General features: G+C 65.2%; 23 protein-coding genes. 12 read left to right on the forward strand and 11 right to left on the reverse strand.

Features of this window, described 5'->3' with window-relative positions:
- The first annotated feature begins 28 nt into the window (after positions 1–28).
- From IWX78_RS06905 to IWX78_RS06915, 3 genes are all read left to right on the forward strand, one after another.
- On the forward strand, positions 29–739 hold the full coding sequence (locus tag IWX78_RS06905) for a sulfite exporter TauE/SafE family protein (protein WP_334684610.1): 711 nt from the start codon (positions 29–31) through the stop codon (positions 737–739).
- An 87-nt stretch (positions 740–826) separates the two neighbouring features.
- Positions 827–1,786, forward strand: a complete 960-nt coding sequence (locus tag IWX78_RS06910; protein WP_196832800.1) for a hypothetical protein — start codon at positions 827–829, stop codon at positions 1,784–1,786.
- A 252-nt stretch (positions 1,787–2,038) separates the two neighbouring features.
- Positions 2,039–3,016, forward strand: coding sequence for an NAD(P)H-quinone oxidoreductase (locus IWX78_RS06915; protein WP_196833240.1), 978 nt, complete (start codon positions 2,039–2,041; stop codon positions 3,014–3,016).
- A 46-nt stretch (positions 3,017–3,062) separates the two neighbouring features.
- On the opposite strand, the gene IWX78_RS06920 is transcribed toward IWX78_RS06915, so the two are convergent.
- The 7 genes from IWX78_RS06920 to IWX78_RS06950 all read right to left on the reverse strand — a co-directional run bounded on the left by IWX78_RS06920 (position 3,063) and on the right by IWX78_RS06950 (position 10,161).
- Complete coding sequence (locus IWX78_RS06920; RefSeq protein ID WP_334684611.1) at positions 3,063–4,073, reverse strand: LacI family DNA-binding transcriptional regulator; 1,011 nt, start codon at positions 4,071–4,073, stop codon at positions 3,063–3,065.
- Positions 4,074–4,078: 5 nt separating this feature from the next.
- A complete protein-coding gene (locus IWX78_RS06925; RefSeq protein WP_196832802.1) occupies positions 4,079–4,987 on the reverse strand; it encodes a carbohydrate ABC transporter permease in 909 nt (302 codons plus the stop codon).
- Complete coding sequence (locus tag IWX78_RS06930) at positions 4,984–5,865, reverse strand: carbohydrate ABC transporter permease (RefSeq protein ID WP_196833241.1); 882 nt, start codon at positions 5,863–5,865, stop codon at positions 4,984–4,986. The genes IWX78_RS06925 and IWX78_RS06930 overlap by 4 nt, the downstream gene beginning before the upstream one ends.
- Positions 5,866–5,935: 70 nt before the next feature.
- Entirely contained in the window at positions 5,936–7,273 is a 1,338-nt protein-coding gene (locus tag IWX78_RS06935) for an ABC transporter substrate-binding protein (RefSeq protein WP_196832803.1), read from the reverse strand.
- A gap of 63 nt (positions 7,274–7,336) precedes the next feature.
- Positions 7,337–8,812, reverse strand: coding sequence for a family 43 glycosylhydrolase (locus IWX78_RS06940; protein ID WP_196832804.1), 1,476 nt, complete (start codon positions 8,810–8,812; stop codon positions 7,337–7,339).
- A gap of 142 nt (positions 8,813–8,954) precedes the next feature.
- The gene (locus IWX78_RS06945) at positions 8,955–9,530 is read right to left on the reverse strand and encodes a hypothetical protein (RefSeq protein ID WP_196832805.1); all 576 of its coding nucleotides are present in this window, start codon (positions 9,528–9,530) and stop codon (positions 8,955–8,957) included.
- A 223-nt stretch (positions 9,531–9,753) separates the two neighbouring features.
- A complete protein-coding gene (locus IWX78_RS06950) occupies positions 9,754–10,161 on the reverse strand; it encodes a DUF4345 domain-containing protein (protein ID WP_196832806.1) in 408 nt (135 codons plus the stop codon).
- A 173-nt stretch (positions 10,162–10,334) separates the two neighbouring features.
- On the opposite strand from IWX78_RS06950, the gene IWX78_RS06955 reads away from it, so the two are divergent.
- The 5 genes from IWX78_RS06955 (at position 10,335) to IWX78_RS06975 (ending at position 17,123) form a co-directional block, all read left to right on the forward strand.
- Entirely contained in the window at positions 10,335–12,545 is a 2,211-nt protein-coding gene (locus IWX78_RS06955; protein WP_442929220.1) for an alpha-galactosidase, read from the forward strand.
- Between the two features lie 438 nt (positions 12,546–12,983).
- Positions 12,984–13,142, forward strand: a complete 159-nt coding sequence (locus tag IWX78_RS06960; protein WP_196832807.1) for a hypothetical protein — start codon at positions 12,984–12,986, stop codon at positions 13,140–13,142.
- Positions 13,139–14,563, forward strand: coding sequence for an amidase (locus IWX78_RS06965; RefSeq protein WP_196832808.1), 1,425 nt, complete (start codon positions 13,139–13,141; stop codon positions 14,561–14,563). Before IWX78_RS06960 ends, IWX78_RS06965 begins: the two co-directional genes overlap by 4 nt.
- 40 nt (positions 14,564–14,603) lie before the next feature.
- Entirely contained in the window at positions 14,604–15,995 is a 1,392-nt protein-coding gene (locus IWX78_RS06970) for an MFS transporter (protein ID WP_196832809.1), read from the forward strand.
- 93 nt (positions 15,996–16,088) lie between these two features.
- Complete coding sequence (locus IWX78_RS06975; protein WP_196832810.1) at positions 16,089–17,123, forward strand: LacI family DNA-binding transcriptional regulator; 1,035 nt, start codon at positions 16,089–16,091, stop codon at positions 17,121–17,123.
- A gap of 182 nt (positions 17,124–17,305) precedes the next feature.
- Here IWX78_RS06975 and IWX78_RS06980 read toward each other — a convergent pair whose 3' ends face one another.
- Entirely contained in the window at positions 17,306–18,079 is a 774-nt protein-coding gene (locus tag IWX78_RS06980) for an IclR family transcriptional regulator (protein WP_196832811.1), read from the reverse strand.
- 94 nt (positions 18,080–18,173) lie between these two features.
- Between IWX78_RS06980 and IWX78_RS06985 the strand changes: the two genes are divergently transcribed.
- Positions 18,174–18,542, forward strand: coding sequence for an NIPSNAP family protein (locus IWX78_RS06985; protein ID WP_196832812.1), 369 nt, complete (start codon positions 18,174–18,176; stop codon positions 18,540–18,542).
- Between the two features lie 10 nt (positions 18,543–18,552).
- Here IWX78_RS06985 and IWX78_RS06990 read toward each other — a convergent pair whose 3' ends face one another.
- Together IWX78_RS06990 and IWX78_RS06995 are read right to left on the reverse strand one after the other, a co-directional pair.
- Positions 18,553–19,392 carry an IclR family transcriptional regulator gene (locus IWX78_RS06990; protein WP_196832813.1) on the reverse strand — a complete coding sequence of 280 codons (840 nt, stop codon included), beginning with the start codon at positions 19,390–19,392 and terminating at the stop codon, positions 18,553–18,555.
- A gap of 8 nt (positions 19,393–19,400) precedes the next feature.
- Positions 19,401–20,741, reverse strand: coding sequence for an MFS transporter (locus IWX78_RS06995; protein ID WP_196832814.1), 1,341 nt, complete (start codon positions 20,739–20,741; stop codon positions 19,401–19,403).
- A 334-nt stretch (positions 20,742–21,075) separates the two neighbouring features.
- Between IWX78_RS06995 and IWX78_RS07000 the strand changes: the two genes are divergently transcribed.
- From IWX78_RS07000 to IWX78_RS07010, 3 genes are read left to right on the forward strand one after another with little or no spacing between them, the layout of a single operon-like run.
- The gene (locus IWX78_RS07000; RefSeq protein ID WP_196832815.1) at positions 21,076–21,513 is read left to right on the forward strand and encodes a cupin domain-containing protein; all 438 of its coding nucleotides are present in this window, start codon (positions 21,076–21,078) and stop codon (positions 21,511–21,513) included.
- On the forward strand, positions 21,513–22,295 hold the full coding sequence (locus IWX78_RS07005; protein ID WP_196832816.1) for an SDR family NAD(P)-dependent oxidoreductase: 783 nt from the start codon (positions 21,513–21,515) through the stop codon (positions 22,293–22,295). Before IWX78_RS07000 ends, IWX78_RS07005 begins: the two co-directional genes overlap by 1 nt.
- 21 nt (positions 22,296–22,316) lie before the next feature.
- The gene (locus IWX78_RS07010; RefSeq protein ID WP_196832817.1) at positions 22,317–23,108 is read left to right on the forward strand and encodes an NAD(P)-binding domain-containing protein; all 792 of its coding nucleotides are present in this window, start codon (positions 22,317–22,319) and stop codon (positions 23,106–23,108) included.
- Positions 23,109–23,143: 35 nt separating this feature from the next.
- Here IWX78_RS07010 and IWX78_RS07015 read toward each other — a convergent pair whose 3' ends face one another.
- Positions 23,144–23,755: an EthD domain-containing protein gene (locus tag IWX78_RS07015; RefSeq protein ID WP_196832818.1), complete on the reverse strand. Its 612-nt coding sequence runs from the start codon at positions 23,753–23,755 to the stop codon at positions 23,144–23,146.
- Positions 23,756–23,896: the final 141 nt, after the last annotated feature.

Here is a 23,896-nt window from a genome sequence, read left to right on the forward strand (position 1 = left end):
GGGAGTGTTTGTCCTCATCGGGCTCTCGGTGTTCGCCGGGGCGATTGCGCAGCGTGTCTCCGGTATGGGCTTCGCGCTCGTCGCCGCGCCAGCGCTCGTGCTCCTCATCGGCCCTTTCGACGGTGTTCTGATGGTCAATCTCTGTGGAGCCGCCTCCGCACTCATCGTCTGTACCCGGGTGTGGCGTCACATCCAATGGAAGCGCTACGTTCTGCTCGCCATTCCTGCGCTGCTTGCGATCGTTCCCGGAGTGTTGATCTCGATCGCGGTGAGTGGTCCGACGCTGCAGATCGTGGTGGGGGTAATTCTGGGCATCGCCCTGACAACGTCCCTTCTGGTCACGAGGGGCGACTACACGACGCCGGCCGTTCCCACCGGGATCGTGGCGGGTAGTGTGTCGGGACTGATGAGCGCCACGGCCGGGGTCAGCGGCCCAGCGGTTGGCATCTTCGCCGTGCTGACCAACTGGGAGCATCGCAGTTTTGCCGCGACGCTTCAGCCTTTTTTCGCGACGCTCGGTCTCTCGGCATTCGTCAGCAAGATCATCGCAACCGGCGGCATCCTGCCCGATCATGACTGGTGGTTGTGGCTGGTCGTGATCGCCTGCACCCTGGCCGGGCTGGTGGCCGGTGAGCTCGTCGCCAAGCGAGTGAGCGTGCGCGCGGCGCGGGCCAGTGTTATCGCGATCTCGTACCTGGGTGCGGCTGCGGCGATCGTGGATGGGGCGCTGTCGCTGTGAGGTGAGGCACCCGCCTTCCGGCGCTCGGACGGCGGATGTACGGGCCTCGCGGTCGCGCACCGATCCTGACCCGCTATCGTCGCAGTCATGAGCGACCTGAGCCCCTACGCCACTTCGATCGTGCGACTGTTCCCCGATTCCGCCGGCACCGTGCTGTGGTTCATCGACCCCGTCCCCTATGAGGTGGCGAGCCTCAGCGCCGGGCTCGAGCACGACCTGCGGGCATGGGAGCAGTCGTACGAGGATGCACTCACCGACGACTTCGAATGGCGGTCGGATGCTCTCGCTTCCCAGTACACGGAAGACGGTCGCAGTCTTGCCCACCGCCTCGCCCACGAACTGGGTGGAGACTTCGCCGTCGAGTTCCAGTCGTACGAAGACGGGGCTGATGCGCTGAACGTCCGCATCTCGGCTCCGGCCGACAACCCGGATGCCGCGGCGGCGTTCGCTGCGCTCGCCGACGCTGCCCGTGCCGAGCACGACGAGATGCGGGTGGCCCGTGCCGAGCACGAGCACGCGCGGGCGGTCGTCCGCGCAGAGGGCGGACCCGACGGCGGACCCCTGTACTGGTCGGCGACGGCACCCGACGCGTCAGATCGACCCGAACCGGTGGCGACGATCAGCGGCGAGCTCACCACGATGATGAACGTGCTCGGCCTCCAGCCGGCGGACGACCGCGTGCTCGACGCCATCGACCTCGTGGGCGGACTGTCCGAGAACAGCGTGTTCGAGGAGGGTGACCTGACGGTGCTCTACCTGACCGCACGTGACGCGGGAACGGACTTCCTGTTCGAAAACCGCACACTGGCATCCGTCATCATTCGAACCCAGCCGCAGGCGAAATACGGCGCATACCCCCGCCCCGACGCTCTCATCGACGGCCTCTCCGGTGCGGCGACCCGCGCCGAGGTCGTCGCCAGGTTCGGCGTTCCCGAGTGGACGAGCGCGACGGCCGACCGCTTCGTCGTCGATGGCCGGTATCTGCACGTCGAGTTCGACGGGTCCGGGCGGCTCGTGCGCATCACGCTCATGGTGTCAGCGCCCTGAGCATCCTGCGCTGCACTGACGGATGCCGTCGAGCACGTCGCGCAGGCGATCGGGGTCGGGGTCAGCTACTCGGCTCGCGAGAGGCTTGTGCTGCCTCTTCGGCGGTTGCGCGTGCAGCTGCGGCATGTGCGGCTCTGACGCTCCTCGCCCCCGTGCGAGCATGGTCGAGAGGCCGGGCGTGAGCCAACGCAGCGGCACAGCGCGGCAGTAAACACAGCGCGACAGTAAAGGGGAGCAGGCATGACAACCACGATGAGGGCGATCGAGTTCGCCGGTGCAGGCGGACCCGAGGTCCTGCGCATCGTCGACCGGCCTCGGCCCGAGGCAGGCCCCGGCGAGGTGCTCATCCGGGTCGCCGCAGCGGGGCTAAACCGCGCCGACGTGCAGCAACGGCGAGGGTTCTACGCGCCGCCGCCCGGGGCATCCGACATTCCGGGCCTCGAGGTCAGCGGCACGGTTGCCGCGCTCGGCAGCGGCGTCGACCGGTTCGAGGTCGGGGCATCCGTCTGCGCGCTGCTCACCGGCGGCGGGTATGCAGAATACGTCGCGGTGCCGGTCGGGCAGGTGCTGCCGGTTCCGGTCGGGATGCCGACGGTCGACGCCGCAGCACTCCCCGAGGTGACGTGCACGGTCTGGTCCAACCTGGTCATGACCGCCAGGATCACGTCGGGCGACTGGGTGCTGATCCACGGCGGTGCCGGCGGCATAGGCACGATGGCGACCCAGCTCGTTGCTGCAGTCGGAGCCCACCCGGTGGTGACCGCAGGCAGCGGGTCGAAGATCGAGTACTGCCGCAGTTTCGGCGCCGAGGCCGGCATCAACTACCGCGACGAGGACTTCGTCGAGCGGATGCGCGTGATCTCCGGCGGGCACGGAGCCGATGCCGTTCTCGACGTCGTCGGGGCCGCTTACCTCGACCGCAACATTCGTGCGCTGGCTTTCGGCGGACGGCTCGTCGTCATCGGTCTGCAGGGCGGGGCGACGGGCGAACTCGACCTGGGACTTCTGATGTCACGCCGCGCGCGCGTGATCGGAACGACGCTGCGGGCACGACCGGCCGAGGAGAAGGCGCGAATCGTCGCCGAGGTCGCCGAGCACGTGTGGCCGCTCGTCGAAGCAGGAACCGTGCGTGCGGCGGTCGAGGCACGTTTTCCACTCGAGCGAGCCGCCGAGGCACACGAATATTTCGATTCGGGGGAGCACACGGGCAAGATCCTGCTCACGATGTGAGACCCACACACGCCACGCCCTCGACGTGGTGTGCACGGATTCGCTGTCAGATCGATTGGCGCGGGATTGGTGGGCAGGCGATGAGCTGCGGATGCTCTGACGGTGCTGTCTCGAGGCCCAGAAGCCGCCGCACCCCGGCCGCGCCCAGCTCGTAGTGGGGCAGGGCGACAGTGGAGAGCGGCGGGCGGAGGTGGGCGGCGATGACATCCTGGTTGTCGAAACCGATCACCGCGATGTCGTCCGGGATACGGAGCCCCTGTTCGCGAAGCCCGTCATAGAGCCCCATCGCCACGCGATCGTTGTGGCAGAAGACGGCGGTCGCTTTCGAATCGACGATGCGCGTCGTCGACGCATACCCGCCCTCCTGTTCGGGTGCGGCAGGAATCACGAGCGATTCGTCGAAGTCGATTCCTGCGGATTCGAGGGCGGAGCGGTAGCCGGCGAGACGTCCGGTCTGGGCAGGTGATGGCGTGGTCGTGTTGATGAACGCGATCCGGCGGTGACCGGCGGCGAGCAGTGCATCCGTTGCCGTCCGTCCCCCTTGCTCCTCATCGGGCACGACGGCGGGGAGTCCGCTTCCGTCAGCGAAGCAGTCCACGAGTACCGAGTCGGTCTGGTGCAAGGCCTCGGGGACGACGATCTCGCGGTGGTACCAGGTCGAATAGAGGATGCCGCGTACCTGGTGCTCCAGCATCATGGCGATCGCTTCGTCCTCGGCTGCCTTGTTGCCGTCGGTGTTGGCGACGAGCAGGACGAAACCGTGCTTCCAGGCTTCATCCTGCGCGCCATGGATGATCTGGCCGGCAAATGGGGTCGTGGCGATCGCGTCGGCGACGAGCCCGATGAACCGCGAGGTGCCCTGCGACAGCGTTTTCGCCAGTGCGTTCGGACGGTAGCCGAGTCGGCTGACGGCCTCGTGCACCCGGCGCTTGGCGTCATCGCCGATCCGCGCACCGGCCTTGTCGTTCACCACGTGGGACACCGTCGCCACCGAGACGCCCGCAGCCTTGGCGACGTCGCGCATCGTGATTGCTGAGGTGCTTTTTCCGTGATCCATCGTGGTCATCCTTTTGTTGCTCCGCTCTCGAGACCGCTGATCATTGCCTTGTTCAGCACGAGGAACACCAGCAGGAGTGGTGTGACCGTCACGCAGACGGCAGCGAACGTCGCCGTCCAGTCAGTGTTCCCCATCGCGCCGATGTAGTTCTGCAAGCCGAGCGGGATGGTCTTCAGCCCGTCGGAGAGCACGAAGGTGTTCGCGAAGATGAAGTCGTTCCAGATGAAGATGCTGTTGACCAGCACGACCGTGATGATCGTGTTCAGCGACAGGGGGAACGTGATCTGCGTGAAGATCCGGTAGGGGCCGGCGCCGTCGAGGGATGCGGCCTCATACATCTCCCGCGGGATGTACTCGTAGAACGAGGAGAACAGATACACCGCCATCGGCAGCGCGAAAGCGGCCAGAGGGATGATCATCGACAGGTGAGTGTCGAGGAGTCCGACCTGCGAGTAGTCGATGAACAACGGCACCAACGCGATTTGTACCGGCACGATGATGCCCAGAAGGAACAGTGCCCGAACGAGCCCGCTGAAGCGGAAGCCGAGCACTTGCAGGGCGAAGGCGGCCATCATTCCCGCCGCGACAATGAGGGCACTCGCTCCGAGCGTGACGATGAGGCTGTTCAGGATGTTCAGGCCGAGGTTGCCCGTCGCGAATGCACGCGCATAGTTGTCGAGCGTGAATTCGGAGGGAAAGGCGAACGGATTACCGCCTGCGAAGTCCGCCGCGGTACGGAAACTCGTGAGAAACAGCCAAGCGAGTGGGTAAACCTGAACGAGCACGATCACGATCACCGTGACGGTAAGCAGCGTGCGCTGTGCGCGCAGCCGGGGTGACCGTGTGACCGTGCGCTTGCCCGGTTGCGTCGGGGGAGTGTGCTCGGCGGGCCGAGTGAGTACTGGGGAGGTCACGAGTCGTCCCTTCGACGAAGCAGCAGGAAGATGATGCCGACGGCGACAAGACACTCGACGACGATGAACATGGAGATGGCGCTGGCGTAGCCGTAGTCGGTGTGCACGAACGCCGTCTTGTACATGTACGTGGTCAGCAGCTCAGAGGCCTGACCTGGGCCACCATTCGTGAGCAGGTAGGGGATGTCGAATCCCCGCAGGGCGAAGGTCGTCGCCATGATCGTGGTCGTGATCCACACGGGCCGGATGTAGGGGAATCGGATGCGCCAGAACACCTGCCACCAGGAGGCACCGTCCAGCCTCGCTGCCTCTTCGAGGTCACGAGGCACAGCGATGAGTGCCGCATAGATGATGAGCATGTAGAGCCCGGTGAAGCGCCAACCCTCCGGGATCGACACCGCCGCCAACACGGTCTGCACGTTCGAGAGCCACGCCGTTTGCAGGCTTCCCAGTCCAACCCATTCGAGGATCTGATTGAACAGTCCGACCGGTTCGAGTGCGTACAGGCGCTGGAACAGGATCGCGATCGCGACAGTCGAGATGACCGCGGGCAAGAGATACAGCGTTTTCACGAGCTCGCGCGCCCGGGGGAGCGCCGTGAGCAGTCCCGCGACGACCAGCGCACCGCCGAGTTGCAGCACGAGACAGATCGCCAGATAGCCGAGTGCGTTGCCGAATGCCGTCCAGAAGACGTCGTCGCGGGTCAGCATCTTGACATAGTTGTCGAGGCCGACGAAGGCCATATCGGTGATGCCGTCCCACTCGAACAGGCTGAGGAACAGCGACTGCACGATCGGCAGGAGCACGGCGACACCGTAGAGGAGGAGCGGCGGGATCAGGAAGACGGCCACCGAGAGCCGGGACCGACGCGGGAGCATCGACGTCGACATCGGCCGTGCCCGCCGGGGTGGGCGCGACGGTGTCGCACCCACCCCGGACCGTGCGAACTCAGTCATCGGTATTCTCTTTCAACGTCGCATCCATCGTCTCGACGAACTCGTCAGGCGTGATGTCGCCCTGAACCAGGAGTGTGAGCTCCTGTTGCAGCCTGGTGTTGGTCGCGGGATCGAGCTGAGTATCCCACGGCATGGCGATCGCCTCTCCCACCTCATCGGCCTGCTCGACGGCGCGCGTGTACAGGTCGGTCGCATCAGCGGGAACGGTTGTCTTCGCACCTGTCGTCGGTGACAGTGCACCGGTTGCGGAGTAGACCGCGGGATACCGCTCGAGTGCGAACGCGAGGAAGTCGCGAACCAGCGGGTCGTATGTCTTGGAGTTGACCGCCATGCCGATACCTGACGGGGTCACGTATTCGTTGTCTGCGGTGACGGCGTTCTCGATCGTCGGCAGGGTGAAGTAGTCGATCGAGTCGCGCACGGTCGGGTCGAGTGTCTCGGTGGCGAGGTTGCCCAGTTCCCAGGTTCCGATGTTGTACACCGCGGCTCGGCCGGAGGTGAACAGCGCCTGCGCGTCTGCGTATCCGGTCGACGAGAATCCTTCCTGGAAGCATCCCGCCTGACCGAGGTCGTACAACCACTCGGCTGCAGCCTGGCCGGCAGGGTCGGAGAACGACGCATCGCCGGTCTTCAACTCCTGAATGTATTCAGGGCCAGCCATCCGGAACGGGTAGTAGGCCATGTATCGTTCCAGCGGCCACTGGTCCTGCCCGTCGAGCGCGATGGGTGTGACCCCTTCGGCGCGGAGCGCTTCACACATCTCCGGGAAGTCGTCGAGGGTGGCGGGAACGTCGACGCCGGCGTCTGCGAAGAGGGCTGAGTTGTACCAGAAGAACTCGAGCTGGAACTCGAACGGCACCATGTACAGCGATCCATCGTCGAATCGCTGGTAGTTCACCGCCGCCTCGCGATATTCGTCGGCCAGATCGAGGTCTTCGAGCAGAACGTCGATGTCGACCATGCGTCCCTGCCCCGCGAGCTTCTGCGCGAACGGGGTCGCATCGGTGTCGAAGAGTTCCGGGAGCTTGTTCGCGGCGGCGAGGGTCTCGTACTTCTGAATGTACGACGGACGGTCCGGTGTCGTGATGAGGTTCAGCGCGAAGCCCGGGTTCTCCTGCGCATACTCATCGGCGATCTGCTCCATGGCGGTGATGACACCGCCATCCGCTGGGCGGGAGAGGAGCCAGGAGATCTCGCGGGTGACGATCTCTCCCTCCGGGTCGACATCGGTGGGGTCGGCGCTCGGGGAGCTGCCTGCGCAGCTCGAGAGCAAAAGTGCAGAGGCAGCGATTGCGGTAATGAACGCCGCCTTACGCGTGTTGATTGGCATGGTCAGATCTCCATTGATTGATCGAAGGGTGGGTGGTGCTGTTGAGGGGAGGGAAAGCCAGAACTAGGTCGCCACGGCGAAACGGGTGTTCGCCGAGGGCTCTGAGAGGGGATCATGGTCGGCGCGGGAGGAGACCGAGAACTCCTCCACCGTGACGATGCCCTCGCCGACGAAGGCGCCGATACGACCGGCAGGCCGGTCGTAGATGCGTGTACTCAGCACGGTGGCGTTGTCGACGGTGGCGATGCAGATGTTCCCGTCGACGATCACCTCGAGCTCGTGTTCACCGGGGCCGAGCAGGCACGGTCGCTCCAGTTCGATGGCGAACGGCACGTCTCCTGAGATCTGCCACTGCTCAGTCCCCGTCGCGCGGCGCGGCCAGCGGTCGAAGACCAGACGTCCACGCTTCGGTTCGAGGCGAAGAGCGTAGCCCTCGCCTCCGTCTGCACTTGCACGCAGCAGAACACCGCATTCGCTCGTGTGCTCGGTGATCTTGAACCGGGCGACGAGCCGGAACGACGATGGAGCATCCATCGACGTCACAACGTCTGCATAGCCGTCTGGTGCGTGAAGTGTCGTGCCTGCGCAGATCTCCTCGACCGGTTGTGTGAATGTCTCCCGCAACGCTGTGGTCGGATGGAAAGCGAGGGTGCCGTCTTCTCGCTGCTCTGCCTCGAGGACCGACAGGGTTCCGGCCCACTGCCAGGCGCCGTCATCGAGCGAGCCCTCGCGTGATGCGATCCATCCGAAGAAGTAGCGGCGGCCATCTCGCTCCGCCGATTTGGCGGCGTAGTATGCGCGGCCGTCGAGCGTGTCGTGCTCGGGCACGATCCACGGTCCATGCAGGGAGCGCGACATCCGATACCGGGTCGTGAACGCATCGCTGAATTCCGAATAGACGAGGTACCACCAGTCGCCCAGCTGGAAGACCTCAGGGCATTCATGCGCGATGTATCGCCGTGGGTCCCAGAATGGTGGCGCCGGTTCCCAGCCGCTGAGATCGCGGGAGATGCACTGTGCGATCACGCCGCGGCGGCGTGAGGGGCCGTGCGTGTGCCGTGCGGTGATGAGCATCCGCCACAGCTGGTCTTCGTCATCCCAGAAGACGAACGGGTCACGCCAGTCTGCGGACTCGTACCCGGCCGTCGCTCCGAACGTATCGAGGTCATGTCGTTGCCAGGAGCTCATCCCGTCGCGGCTGGTCGCGTGCATCACCACCTGCACGGGCTGCCCGTCCTCTCCGCGGTCAGACGGATTCTGTCCGGTGTAGAAAACATGGTGCGTGCCTGAGGCGTCGAGAACGACGCTGCCCGTGTAGACGTTGAAATCAGCGGCCGACGGTCCGCCCGATGCGAGCGCTTCGCCGGCACTGTCGAAATCGACGAGATTTTCGGTCACGACGTGATGCCACGGCATGCCGTCCTTCGGCAGGCGGCGCGACTCGTGCAGGTAGAAGAGATGGAACACGCCATCCTCGTGCCAGGGGATGACATCCCCGACCCACGCGCCGTCCGGCTTGTAGAACCCTCGTTGGTCCATGATGTCCTCTTCAGTACTGGTTAAGCGGTTACGCAGTACCGTAGCGGCATCTTGAGCCGTTGGTCAAGCGGTTAATCACATTTGCTTGACGGAGAGTGGTTCGACCCCGGCGGCTCGCCGGAACCAGCCGGGTGCGGTCGAGCTACCGCTGCATCAACGCGTCCATGCCGACGGCGACGGCCGCAGCGAGCCGGAAGTCGACCCGCTGGTCGGGCACGGTGACCGTGTAGCGGTCGCGCAGGCTGAACTGGCGCTCGCTCGAGAGCACGGGGGCGCCGGTCGCCTTGTCGGTGAAGTCGAAGTGGAACGAGAACGGAAAGTTGATGAACCGACGCAGGATGGCGGTCGTCGCGTTGCGCTCCTGGCCATACGCCTCCAGATTGGGGCCGAACAGGTGAAAGCTCGAGCGCATGAGGCTGGCTTTGAAGTCCTTCTGGAAGGCTCCGAGCGGGGTTCCATCGGCGGCCGTGACGTCGTAGATCGCGGCGAGGTCCATCATCTGGCGAGCCTTGAAGCTGAACAGCGGCTGAGTCCGCGCTTCGTCTGCGAAGAAGGTGACCTGCTCCTTCATGGCCATGCGTTTCTGCTGGGCGATCGCGAACACCCGCCCAGCGGATCCGTCCGGGAGAGCCTCGACGATCTCGTAGCGGTTCACCATCATCGTGAACCGCTGCTTGACGAAGAAGCGCGGGAGGTACTGGCTCGGAACGTTGTTCATGGGGAGGTGTCCTTCATCGCGAACCACTCGGTGAGCGCTCGTGTGTTGGTGGAAAAGTGCAGATGGCTTTGTGAATCGTATCGACAACGGGGCAGGGGGTCTGAACGCCACGAGCACCGCGCGAATCAGTCCATGACGAGTGCGCTCGCTCATCATTCCTCGAATTGCTCGGCGGTGTCGCGGGGCGACAGCCGGTTCAGCTCGAGACGGGGCTTCCCACTGGTTACGTGCTCCGGGCTCCGATGACGCGCGCGTGCCAGGCCAGGACGACGGGAACCACCAACAGTTCAAGCAGAATTGTGGCTCGGAACACCGGATGAGGTGATCCGGTTTTCGCCCAGGACAGCAGTCGTGGCAAACCACCAAGGGCCGCAAGGCTCAGGACCATCCGGGTGGTCGCTGAGCGATTCTCGGGCTGACGGAGAGACCACCAGAGGAGCCCACCCGCTGCTGCCCAGAAGACATTGACGAATCGGTACTCGCTGTCAACGCTGCCGACCGTCTTCGCACCGCCTGGAAGTGCACCAGTCCCCAACACCATTCCGGCCGTCCCAGACGCGACCGGGATGGCGCCAAGCGCGGCGAGCACGACAAGGAGAGCAGTTCGTTCGTTCTTCCGTCGAAGGCCCATGCCTTGAATGTAGCGGCACGGAGCATCTGAGCAAACAGTCGTCCTGCAGGTCAGCGACGGCAGCCATGTGTGAAGCCGACTGTTGAGACCCAAGGTGCGGTCGCCGGGACTGCGACTTACCGCGCTGGAGCGCGAGGACTGACACGATAGAAGCACCACGACGAAGGAGTTCTGTGAACACCATCCCCGCGACCGGCCCGACATCCACCGATTCGGCATCCGCGCCGTCTGCTCTCCTGCACCTCACGGCGGCGGGCATCAGCGTCGTTCTGGACGCGACGGACGGGCGGCTTCCCGCGATCGTGCACTGGGGCGCTGACCTCGGCTCGCAGAGCATCGACGATCTCGCCGCGCTCAGCACGGCAGCCGTTGAACCCCAGGCAGGCAACCTCGTCGACGAGGCGGTTCGGCTCGCGATTCTGCCGGAGCAGCACGCCGGCTGGGAAGGCAAGCCGGGTGTCGCCGGGCACCGCGATGGTGCCGACTGGTCACCGAAGTTCGTCGTCACCTCGATCGACGTGGCTGGCGATGCGCACCGTGACGGCATCATCGTCGAAACCGGGCCGGCTGTGGTGACGTTCCAGGCGCAGGATGCCGTCGCCGGGCTGGGTCTGGTGCTGGAGATCGAGCTGCTGGTCAGCGGGCTGCTGCGGGCGCGGGCCGAGCTCACGAATTCCGGCTTGGGGGTCTACACGGTGACCGACCTGCAGCTGGCGTTGCCGATTCCGGCGCGGGCGCGCGAGATCCTCGACTTCGCCGGCCGCTGGGGCAAGGAACGCACGCCGCAGCGCCGGGAACTCGTCGTCGGCATCCACGAACGCGAGGGCCGTAAGGGGCGCACCGGGTCGGATGCTGCCACGATCCTCAGCGTCGGGACGCCCGGCTTCGGTTTCGAGCACGGTGAGGTGTGGGGCGTTCACGTCGGCTTCAGCGGCAACCACCGGCACTACGCCGAGCGGCTGCACTCCGGGTTCCAGGTGGTCGGCGGTGGTGAGCTGCTGCTGCCCGGCGAAGTGCGCCTCGCTGAGGGCGAGAGCTACCGCAGTCCCTGGCTGTACGGCGCGTACGGCACCGGGCTCGACGAGCAGGCCCACCGGTTCCATCGGTTCCTGCGTGCTCGTGACCAGCATCCGTCCCGTCCGCGACCGGCGACGCTCAACGTGTGGGAGGCGGTGTACTTCGACCACGACCTCGGCCGGCTGACCGACCTCGCCGACCGCGCGGCCGCGCTGGGCATCGAGCGGTACGTGCTCGACGACGGCTGGTTCACCGGTCGGCGGGACGACACGCGTGCACTCGGCGACTGGACCGTGGACAAGGATGTCTGGCCGAACGGTCTCGGGCCGATCGTTGACCACGTCACCGGTCTCGGCATGGAGTTCGGGCTCTGGTTCGAACCCGAGATGGTGAATGAAGACAGTGACCTGGCACGGGCGCACCCTGAGTGGATCATGCAGACTGGGAGGCGGATGCCGGTGAGGTCGCGGAGTCAGCAGGTGCTGAACCTCGGCATTCCGGAGGCGTACGACCATATTCTCGGGCGGATGTCGAGCATCCTCACCGAGTACGACATCGCGTACATCAAGTGGGATCACAACCGTGACCTGATCGACGCAGGTACGTTTCCGACCGGGGTGGCGGGCGTGCACGAGCAGACGCTCGCGGCGTACCGGCTGATGGACGAGCTGAAGCGCCGCTTCCCCGGGCTCGAGATCGAGTCGTGCTCGTCGGGTGGTGGTCGCGTCGACCTCGGTGTGATCGAGCGCACTGACCGGGTGTGGGTCAGCGATTGTGTCGACCCGCTCGACCGGCAGCAGATGAACCGGTGGACGATGCAGCTGCTCCCGGCGGAGATGCTCGGAACGCACGTGGGTTCAGGGGTGAATCACACCACGGGGCGCTGGCATGAGCTGTCTTTCCGGGCGGGTACGGCGTTGTTCGGGCACTTCGGCATCGAGTGGGACCTGGCGAAGGCGACGGAGCAGGAGCTCAGCGACCTGGCGGGGTGGGTGGAGTTCTACAAGGAGCACCGTGCGCTGCTGCACACCGGTGACTTGGTGCGGGCCGACGAGACCGACCCGACTCTGCAGGTGTACGGAGCGGTGTCTGCCGATAAGACGGAGGCGCTGATGTTCCTGGCGTTCCTCGGTCGTTCAGACGTGTCGCCGCGAGGCCGGTTCACGCTGCCGGGCCTCGACCCGAGCAAGCGCTACCGGGTCGCGCCGGTGATCGTCGGTACTCCCGACCGCGGCCGCACCGAGCCGCTCTGGTACAACGGCGGCGCGGGAACGGTGCTGAGCGGGCGGGCGCTCGCCGTGGTGGGTCTGCAGGCTCCGGGTTCGTTCCCGGAGCGGGTGGTTCTTCTCCGCGTGACGGAAGAGTAGACCCGGGGGCCCCGGTGATCGACCGCGGCCGGGTGATCGAGTCTGTCGAGATCCCTGCGCTCAGCCCGCGAGGGTCTGCACCCACTCCACAGTAGAGGCGATGAACGCAACGAGCGACCCCGCAACCAGGAACCCCCACCCGAGCGCTTGGCGGTCGAATGACTCGGCAGTCCACTGTTCCGTAGAAGTGAGGGGGTCGCCCGACTACTGAATGAGCTGCCTGAGAAGGGTCCGACGTTTGCGGAGTCGCCAGCGCGCCGAGCTTGTGGGCCGTAGCCCTTGGCGGATAGCCGGCTGCGAAAGCCGCATCTCACCGCTCGAGCATTGAGCGTTCCAGAAACAAGCTGTTTACATCGCCGCATCCGTGGGTCACGTGGGGGAAACATTCGTTCCGTACATTCGAATGCACAACGATTCGACTGGACGGACATCAACCGCATGCAGACCTCGGACACACAAAAGATCGACACCGTCACCGCGCACCTCAATGCCGTAGCGACAGCAGCACCCCACCCACTCGAGCTGGGGTGGGGCCTCACTGATTTCACCACCGCGCTTGACCTCCTCGCCCAGCGCGAGACGGGAAGGATCGCGTGAGCCTCGCAGCGACGACTCCGGCTACCGTCCCGGCCGGTCTGGCTGCGGGTCGGCCCGGTATCGCGGAGACAGCGGCCCTTCTCCATAGCGGGGAGGCGACGGCCGAGTCGCTCGCCGAAGAGGCGATCCAGGCGATCGCCGACACCGAGCACAGCGGTTTTGTCAGTGTCGAATCAGAGCAGGCCCTCGAGCAAGCGCGGCAGAGCGACCGGCGCCGCGCGACAGGGTCGAGCCTCGGCCTTCTCGACGGGATCCCGCTGGCACACAAAGACATGTTCTTCCGAGCCGGCCAGGTGTCACAGTTCGGCAGCGCGCTTCTGGGGGAGTACGTTCCCACTCAGACATCACCCTTGCTGGACCGCCTCGACTCCTCGGGCGCCGTCGACCTGGGGCGGCTCCACATGTCGGAGCTCGCCATGAGCCCGATGGGGAGAAACGACCACATCGGTGACGGCAGAAACCCCTGGAACCCGAGCTACGTCTCAGGAGGCTCCTCCAGCGGTTCCGCCATGGCGGTGGCGCACGGACTCGTCTTTGCCGCCCTCGGCTCCGACACCGGCGGCTCCATCAGGATCCCGGCCGGCACCACCGGGGTGACCGCGCTGAAACCCACCCAGGGCACGCTGTCGACAAGCCATGCCATGCCACTGTCGCCCTCACTTGACTGCCCGGGGCTCATCGCCACGACCGCCGCAGACTGCACCGTCGTCTTCGCCGCACTCGCCCCGACAGCGACAGCGACAGCGACAGCGGCCACGACCCCGAAATCGACCCCGGCTCCGCGTCGTTCCTTCACGATCGCGGTTCCGGATGTCGTCGGCTCGACCCACGCTGCCGACGAGATCGCGGAGAACTTCAGCACGGCATCCGCAGCACTCGCCGGAGACGAGGTCACGGTCCTGCCATCTGACCTGCCGGACTTCGACCTGGTCAACCAGGTGGCAACCGTGATCACCGGAGTCGAGGCGTTCGAAAGCTTCCGGGACTACCTCGAGATCAGACCGGATGCCATCGGTGACCAGGTCAGACGACGCGTCGAGCGCGGAGCGATGTACCCGGCACACGTGTACTCGCGGGCACTTCGCATCCGGGCGACGCTCCTCGCCGACTTCGTGCACCGTTATCTCGACGGAGCAGACGCGCTCATCCTGCCCACGTTGGCGTTCCCTGTTCCCACGATCGACGAAACCCGGATCGTCGACGCGCACGAGGCCGAAAGCCGCTTCGGGGAGTTCTCCTACTGGACTCGTGCCCTCAACTATCTCGGCCTGCCGGTTGTCAGCATCCCGAGCGGACTCGCGGGTGGCATGCCCACCGGCATCCAGCTGATCGGTCGACCTCACGCCGAGGGCACGCTCCTCGATCTCGCCCAGCATCTTCAGTCGTCAGAGCACTGGCAGCACGCCACAACTTTCCACTAATCACTCATTTGTCTTTCTCGTCACACGAAGGATCATTGCCATGACCACACCCGTCAGCACTGACATCGGTCCGCGCCTGGACCGACTGCCCGTTTCCGGCGTCCACCGCCGCCTCCTCGCCTATATCGGGGCCGGCGCGATGCTGGACTCGTTCGACGTCTACCTTGCCGGTGGCGTCACCGCCGCGATGCGCGCCGAAGGTTTCGCCGACGTCGGCAACATCGCGACGTTCATGTCGATGACATTCCTCGGGATGCTCGTCGGCGCTGCTCTCGCCGGGTGGAGCGGTGACCGTTTCGGCCGCAAGACCGCATACACCTGGAACCTGTTGCTGTTCGGTGCGGCGTCGATCGCTGCCGCGTTCGCGCCGAACATCGAGGTGCTCATCATCTGTCGCCTCATCATGGGTATCGGCCTCGGCGCCGAACTCGTGATCGCCGGCGGTATGCTCTCTGAGTTCCTCCCGCCGCGCATTCGTGGGCGCTGGATGACGATCCTCGGTCTGATGATCAACTCCGGTCTGCTCATCGCGACCGGCCTCGGCCTCATCATCATCCCGGCCATCGGGTGGCAGCCGATGTTCGCGATCGCCGGTGTCGGAGCGTTCATCGTCTGGTTCCTGCGTCGCAACGTTCCGGAATCACCGCGCTGGCTGGCATCCGTCGGCCGATATCAGGAAGCCGACCTGATCGTCACTGAGTTCGAGCGCCGGATCGCGGCCAAACACGGGCCGCTCGACGCTCCTTCCGTCACCGCCCCGTCCATTCCCGCTGCGCGCGCTCCCTTCCGCGACCTCTTCCGCGGCCGGATGCTTCGTCGGGTCCTGCTCGCCGTCGTCTGCGCCGTGGCGATCAACGTGTGTGTCTACGGCTTCGTGTCATGGATTCCGACCTTCTTCGTGGAGCAGGGATACACCGTCGTCAGTTCGCTGGGCTTCACCACGTTCATGGCCGTCGGCGCACCCGTTGGCGCACTGATCGGCTACGCGGTCACGGACCGGCTCAAGCGCAGGACCACTCTGTTTGTCTTCGCTCCGATCGCCATCGTCGTCGGACTCATCTACCCGAACCTCACGGAATTCTGGGCGATCGCGTTGTGCGGCTTCGTTCTGGTGTCGTGCGTGTACACGATGACTGCTGTGGTTCTGTATGCCTACATTCCGGAACTCTTTCCCACCTCGCTGCGGCTGCGCGGCAACAGCGTCTCGTCCGTCGCCGCCCGCGGCGCGGCGATCGGCACACCGTACGTGATCGCTGCCCTGTTCGGCAGCTTCGGGGTCGCTGGTCCGATCGGACTTGTCGTGGTTGTCCTGGTCGTCATGCTCATCACCCTGGTTCTGGTTCCGGTCGAGACGAGTGGTGCGTCGATGGATCAGGCGGGCACAGACCAGGTGCCGGCACCTCAGGCGCCCGAACCGACCGTGGCTCGGTAGCACGGCGGATGCGAGTCAGCCGGCCTGGGAACCCGTCAGGTGTTCCGGGCCGGCGCTTCGCGCGCTGCGGGCGGACCGTACCATGGGACCGAGATGACGAACCGAACAACGAGTTATGACATTGCCCTTCGCGTGGGCGTTGGGCAGTCCACGGTCTCTCGCGCCCTGCGCGATGATCCTCGGATCTCGCAGGCGACGCGCGACAAGGTCCGGGCGGCCGCCGCCGAGCTCGGCTACATCCCGAACCTCACGGCACGCAGCCTGATCACGGGGAGCGTCCGCGCCATCGGCGTGCTGGTTCCCGACCTGTTGAATCCGATGTACGCGCAATTCGTCGAGTCCATTCAAGAGGTGCTTGCCGAGCGCGACTACCGCATGGTGCTGCTCACAGATCGCACGGAAGGAATGCGCGACGCCGGGATCGATGTGCTGCAGGGTGGGCTCGTCGACGGGACGATCTTCATGCAAGCGCGTTCCGATTCCGATCTCGTCGACATGCTCGCATCCGCCGGGCACCGGCTGGTCGTGCTCGGTCGCGACATCGTCACGCCGAATGCCGGCGGCGTTGAGGTCGATCGAGTCGTCGCCGACGATGCTGCTGCCGGGCGTCTTGCTGCAGAGCACCTGTTGGCGCAGGGCAACGCGGTGTTCGCGGTCGTCGGAGGCACCGAGAGCAATCCGACCTCGAATGCTCGTGAGGCAGCCTTCATCACGAGGTTGACCGAGCTGGGGGTGGCCGACGGAGACATCGCCGTGCATCACGGCGCAGTCGAAGCGCACGACGGTGAGATCGTCCTGGCAGCGATGCTCGACAGCGGGGCGGTGCCCGACGCGATCTTCTGCACCACCGACTTCGTCGCGCTCGGTGTGTTGCAGGCCGCAGCTGAGGCGGGTGTCGCAGTGCCAGAGACCCTGCAGGTGATGGGTGTCGGCGACATGTATATGACCGGCTGGAAGGCGTTCGGGCTGACGACGATCCGGCAGCCCTATGCCGACATGTCGCGCGCGGCGGCGACCATGCTGCTCGACCGGATCGAGGGTCAGCGCGAGATCACGGAACGTGTCGTCAAACCGGTGGAGCTCGTGCCGCGGGGGACGACGGCGCTCAGGGTGGTCGCGCCGAGCTGATTGCGCAGTGACGCTGATCGCATTTTGACAATCTCAGTAACCACGCCTGTCGAGATCCCTTCCCGCCACGACCTCTTACCCTGAGCTTCAGCCGCAGCGACTTTGCGCTGCTCTTGTCGATCTCGGGGGCGGCCGCAGAACATGGAACGGACCGCCCTCGCACTGCTCTGTCGAGCCGCCGCTCAGCTCCCGGCGAGCGCCTGCTCGATCCGCTTTTTATGGTGCGTGAGCAAACTCAGGATGTGCTCCTCGTCCGGCGACAGCGTCGACCCAGACCCCGCGATGATTCTGGCGCTGGGGCCCGCCACGGACATGCTGCAGACGGGCTTGCCCCTGCTGTCCTCGACTACGACCGCCATCGTGTAGACCCCGATCTCCGACTCGGAGATGTTACGGCCGTATCCGCGCGCGCCAGCGTCTGCGATCTCCCTCAACAGGACGTCGACATCGCCGATTGTGAACTCCGTCGGCGTCTCGAGCACCCGCCGGTTGTAGAGCCTGCGCAGTTCGTCGTCGCTCCGGTAGGAGAGCAGAATCTTCCCGGCGGCCGTCGCGTGCGCAGGGGCCTCTTCGCCCACGCGCCCGGTCACCTTCATCATCCGATCGGACTCTACCGCCGCAACGTAGCGCGTGTTCAGCCCGTTGAGCACTGCGAGGTGCACCGTCTCGCCTGAGCTGTCGCGCAGCAGTTTGAGATCGTCCTCAGCGCTCCGGATGCAGCGGGCCAGGATGTCTGAAGGCGAGGTGAGCGAGATACCGCGCGCGAGGCCGTACTTTTTCGTCGGCGCGACCTGCCGCACGAAGCCTTCGCTGACCATGGTGGTGAGAAGCCGGTGTACCGTCGACGAGCTGACGCCGAGTTCCTTCGAGAGGTCGGACACCCCGGACGGCGCCGTCCGTTCAAGCAGACGGAGAAGTTGAAGCGCGTGGGTGACGGACTGAAGTTGGTCGACCATCCTTCGATTATCCCGCATAACAGAAATTCGCCACCGGTTTTCCTATCTGGGAAATGCAATCGGTACGCTGGATCCACGAGTTCGAAGGAGTCCCATGTTGGTTGAAGAGCGCACATACGTCCTGCACACCGAGGTCCGCCTTGCCGACTACATGGCGTCCTACGAGAACGTCGGACTGCCGCGCCAAAAGGCGATTCTCGGTGGGTTCCTCGGCTACTTCGTCACAGAGTTCGGCGTTCAGAACGAGCTCACCCACTTCTGGGCGTACGAAGACCTCGAACAGCGCCGTGAACGGCGCGCTCTCCTTGCGCAGGATGCCGCGTGGCTCGAGTGTCTTGCCGTCATCCGTCCGATGATCCGGACCATGGAGAACAAGATCATGTACCCGACGGGCTTCTCGCCGATCAGAACGCTTCCGGTCGCCAGCTCCGACGAGGGAACCGCCTTCAACTGGTCAGCCTGAGGGTCTCTGCTCAGGCTTCAGTAGCCCGAGCGCCATCGGCGCGCGCGCGGGCGAGAGCTTGCAGCACATCCTGAGCGAGCCGCTCGATCTGGGCCCTGCCGCCGCGTGCGGCCGGAACCGACACCACCAATGCTGAGCGGTCGCGCCAGGAGGAACCGCTGAGCAGCACGCCGACGGAGTCGACGCCGCGTTCAGACTCCTGGATGGCCGTTGCATAGCCTCGGCCGCGGATGAGCCGCAAATCGTCGAGAAGCGCGTCCCGATCGCGAATCGTGTTCGGGCCGTGCTGTGCGAGCCGAGGGTTCGGAAAGAGCGCGAGCACCTGGTTGTCGTCGAGGTACGACAGCAACAGCTTGCCGCCGGCCATGGCGTGGGCGGGCATCATCATGCCGACTCGGAGCCCGATGTCAACGTCGTGCGTGGATCGCCTGCCGTCGGTGACGAGCAACTGGTCACCGAGAAGAACCGATGTGTGGACTGCTTCTCCTGTGGCCTCACGAACAGCGCCGAGAAGTGGGCGATGCAGCGAGCGGAGTTCCGGGTCGGACCCGTGCGGGGTCGACAGGGCAAGCAATCTTGGGCCGACGACGAAACCGCGACCTCGGGCTGCCGGGGAGACGAAGCCGTCGCGCTCCAGCGTGCGCAGCGTGCGGTGTGCACGGGAGCGGGCGACGCCGAGCCGGGTGGCGAGATCCGTCACCGTGGTGATGTCCCGTTCCAGAAGGATTGAGAGCGCCCGAAGACCCGTGTCGAGCCCGCCGATCGTGTACGGATCAGCAGCAACGCCGCCGGATCCCGCCCCGATGTTCTCGACATCGGAGTCTGAAGGATCCAGCGGTGTACTGTCCATTCGGTGTATTACTTCCGGATCACGTAGGTGGCGAGGTCAACGTGGCGATTTTCCTTGACCCAGGTCATCGCAATGACCGACATCACGACGACCGCCATGTTGATCACGCCGATGCCCCAGTACCAGCCGGCACCGGCCAGGGCAGCGGCCACCATCGGAGCAGGGGCCGCGAATATCAGACCGGAGATGGTCAGGGCGAGCGCCGATCCTGAGAAACGTCCAGCGGTCGGGAACTGCTCGGCGAACAACGCCGGCTGGGCGCCGAATGCGAACTGCACGCCGCTGAGGGCGACCGTGACCGTCAGCATCGCGAGGGTGAAGCTGCCGGTGTTCGCCGCGGGGAAGAAGAAGGCGAGCGCGACGAATTGGGCGGCGAGACCGATGTAGAGGACGGGCTTACGGCCGATCCTGTCGCTGATCCAGCCACCGAAGAGACCGGCCCCGACAGAGATCGCGTTGCCGATGACGAGGATGAGGAAGCTTTCACCCTGCTCGAAGCCGGCCTGCGCAGTCATGTAGCTGAGGCCGTAGATGGCGACGACGTAAAAGGTCATGGCCGATCCGGCCCAGGCGAGGATGAGTGTGAGGATGGTGAGCGGCTGAGTCTTGACGATCTTGAGGCCGTTGACTTTCTTCTCGCCGACGATCTCCTTCTGCACGACGAAAGCCGGGGTCTCTTCGAGCTTGAGCCGGATGTAGACACCGACGGCGACGAGCAGAACGCTGAGCAGGAAAGGGATGCGCCAGCCCCAGCTCTGGAAGTCCTCGACGGAGAGGACGAGAGCCAGCACGGTGAGCGTGAGGTTCGCGATGACCTGGCTGAGAGGGGAACCGATGTTGATGCAAGCCCCGAGGATGCCCCGGCGGTCACCCTTCGCGTGTTCCATGGTCATCAGCTGGGCGCCAGTGGCCTCTCCTCCGAGCGAGAATCCCTGAACGAAGCGCAGGGCGACGAGCACGAAGGCGATAAAGACACCCTGGCCCGTAGGGAGCAGCCCGATGAAGACCGACGAAATCCCCATGGCGATGAACGTGCCGAGCAGCACCGGGCGACGGCCGAACTTGTCTCCGAGGTAACCGCAGACGACTGCGCCGAGAGGGCGGGCAAGGAATCCGACGCCGAAAGTAGCAAATGAGGCGATAAGCGCGCCCGCCGGCCCCAGGTCGGAGAAGAAGAGAATGGGGAAGAGGGTGGCCGACAAAGCGCCGTAGATGGCGAAGTCGAACCACTCGAGCGCGGAACCGAGCGCTCCGCTGACGACGGCGCGACGCGACATGCGCCGGTCGGCGATGTTTTGCCTCTTGAGGTCCTGAGCTTTCTCGGACCCGATTTCAACTGTCACTGCCATGAGTTCACCTTTGAATTCTGTGCGTGGGGGCCGGAGAGTAGTCCGCGGGTACGGTTCTGCTCACCGGTGAGTTTCGGCAAATGTATCCCCATGCGGCAAAAAGTCAGAGCGAATTCCTCCACGCGGAACAAACGCCTCGGCCGGGGCATCAGAAGGGCCATTTCTCGCTTCAAGGCTACCGAACACCCTCATATCGTCCCGTTCAGTGGGACACGCCAGACGTCTCGGTCGTTCCTTGCCGTGGCGAAATCGCAGACTCGACTGTGACGACGCCGTCTGCGTGACGGTGAATCCGCTCATCGGGTCGTCGCCGTCACGAACGAAAGGAACCGCAATGACCGAAGCGTCGACCACACTGAAGAAACTGACCGTGCAGCGCAGAGACGAACTACACGAGGCTCCTGGTCAGACCGCTCAGGCGCTGCGGTTGTCTGGGGTCGCTGTGGAGAACACCGAAGTCGAGGGCCTCTGGTTCGGCAAAGTCTTCACCGGCCCCGGAGAGATCTCTGGCGCGCACCATCACGGATTGGCCGAGACCGGCGGCTACGTCTTCAAGGGGCGCGGCTTCATTCGATTCGGAAAGCGCTACGAAGAGATCATCTACATGGAAGAAGGAGACTTCGTTTACGTACCGCCGTTCGTTCCGCACATCGAGGGCAACGCGAGTCGCACAGAAGAGCTCGTCTGGCTGACCACCCGCACCCCGGGCAACATCGTCGTCAACCTCGACGATGAAGACATTGCCGAGCTCGAGATCGACTACCAGTCCTGATGGCTGCTGTCGGCGCGGCGACGAGGGTCGCCTTCCTCGCTGGAGGTACGTCAGGCATCGGCCTCGCCGTCGCACATGAACTCGCGGCCTCTGGACACATCATCGTGCTCGGCGGCCGGTCCGAGGAGCGGACGGCAACGGCCGTGGGGCAATTCGTCGGTTCGGTCGTCACCGGGCAGGAACTCGACACTACCGATGACGCGTCGACGGATGCCGCCATTGCGGCGGTTCTCGAGGCGCACGGCCGGATCGATATCCTCGTGAACTCGGTCGGCTCGGCGCCGGCCGGCCACTTCGATGACGTCGACTCAGCGGGCTGGGCTTCTGCGCTCGACTCGAAGGTGATCGGCGCGGTGCGACTTATGCGTGCCGCCACCCCGGCGATGCGTTCGGCTGGCTATGGTCGCATCGTCCACATCGCGGGCACTGCCGGTCGGGAACCCGAGCCATGGATGGCGACCGCAGGAGCGGCGAACGCCGCGTTGCTCGCCCTGACAAAGGCATCCTCGCTTCAGCTCGCCGCCGATGGGATCACGGTCAACGCGGTCTGCCCCGGTCCGATCGCCACCTCCCGCTGGGACGGACTTGTCGCGGGCTTCGCTCGGATTAGCGGCCAGTCGGCCACGGCTGCCGAGGAACACCTTCGCTCCGGGATGCCACTGGGCCGTCCTGGCGAGGCAGCGGACGTTGCCGCACTGGTCGCGTTCCTGGTCTCCGAGCAGGCCCGACACATCACTGGAACCTCCGTCGTCATCGACGGCGGCCAGTCCCGCAGCATCTGAATCCCGAAAAGAAGGAGAGCCATGATCGCCATCGTCGGGCTGGGTCCCATCGGCGCCAATACCGGCGCCCGACTTGCAGAGAAGGGCCACGAGGTCGTCGGTCTCGACCTCGATGCCGCGCGTGCCGCGGAGTGGAGCGCCACGACCGGCGCCGCCAGCGTGACGTCATTCGCGGACCTGCCCTGGGCAGCCGTCGACACCGTCTTCATTGCGGTGCGTGTCGCCGGTCAGCTCGAATCGGCCATCGCGTCGATCGTGGAACAGGCGGGCGAAGCGCCCCTGTCAGTGTTCGCGCTCACGACGCTCACCTCGCGGGATGCTATCCGGATCCTCGGAGATGCGCCAACGGTCTGGCGGACCTTCGAGGCACCGCTCTCCGGGGGGCCGCAGGGGGCGCGCGCCGGCACCATGTCGCTTTTCGTCGCCGGGCCGGAGTTCACGCCCTCGGAAGAGACGCTCGTGGCCGACGCAGCCGGACGAGTGTTTCGCACAGCCTCCTACGGCGACCCGGCCACGCTCAAGCTGCTCAACAACACGTTGGGCGCCTACAACGCTCTTGCGACGTCTGCAATGCTCGAGTTGGCGATCACCCGGGGCGTGCCGGCCGCGCAGTTCCTCGATGTCGTCTCCGCGTCGAGCGGGCAGAGTTGGATGACCGACAACTTCGACAACTTCGCCTATGACTTGCTCTTCAAGGATGTCCGGCTGCTGCTCGAAGAGGTGGACGAACTTCCGACCGTGCACCTCGACGACAGCCACGCGCCGGACGACACGATCGCGGCAATACGGGCGAAGCTCTGGCCGACATCCTGAGTGCGGAAACCGTGTCCTGCGATGCGGGTCGAGCCCTAGAGAAACCTTGTGGATGACGTTGTGAGCACGCGCACTCCGTCGAAGTCACTGGTGGCTGACACGAGTGACTCGACCTGATCGCGCGATGCGAGGGCGTCGTCTACCAAGTCGAAGCAGATGGTCAGGAGTACGTCGGGCAACGGGTCCTCAGAGGCGAGGGCGGGTCGACTCATCGCCGGGACGTCTTTCAGCCGCCTGTTTACCCGGACCTCGGATGACGGCAGGGCGCTCCGCAAACTATCGGCTGCCCGCATCGCAGCGCCGGGAGTGCGTTCGCGGAGAATCGCCCAGACCTTTGCCGGTGGGTCGTAGTCGCTCGTGTCGTCCACGACGAAAGCGCTGAGGCCGGAGAGAAACCGCAGCTCGTCTTCGGCCTGCTCGCCCGAGAAATGGACCTCGGGCGAGGAGACGACGGCGTCGTCGAACCAGACCTCGACGACGCCGTCGATGGTCTCGTCTGCCGCGGCGACCCTGTGGTTCTGCACATACCGCCGCAACCCGGGGAGTCGCTGGATCAGCGGGGCGTGCGGCCCGGCCCAGTGCGCGTCGAACTGTTCCAGAGTGATGTCGGCGCGGCGACGGAGGAGTGCGATTCGTTTGCGCAGCATGATGGTCCGCTCTCTGACTCGTTGAATAATTCGGCTACCTTCTCAGTCTGGGACTGAGGTGCGTGGTCGCTGTCGCTCGTAAGCGTGGTGTCCCGCCAAGTGGGACACCACGCGTCCGGCTGGTCGGAGAACATCCGCGTC

The organism is Mycetocola sp. CAN_C7 (assembly GCF_015752285.1).
Lineage (GTDB): Bacteria > Actinomycetota > Actinomycetes > Actinomycetales > Microbacteriaceae > Mycetocola_A.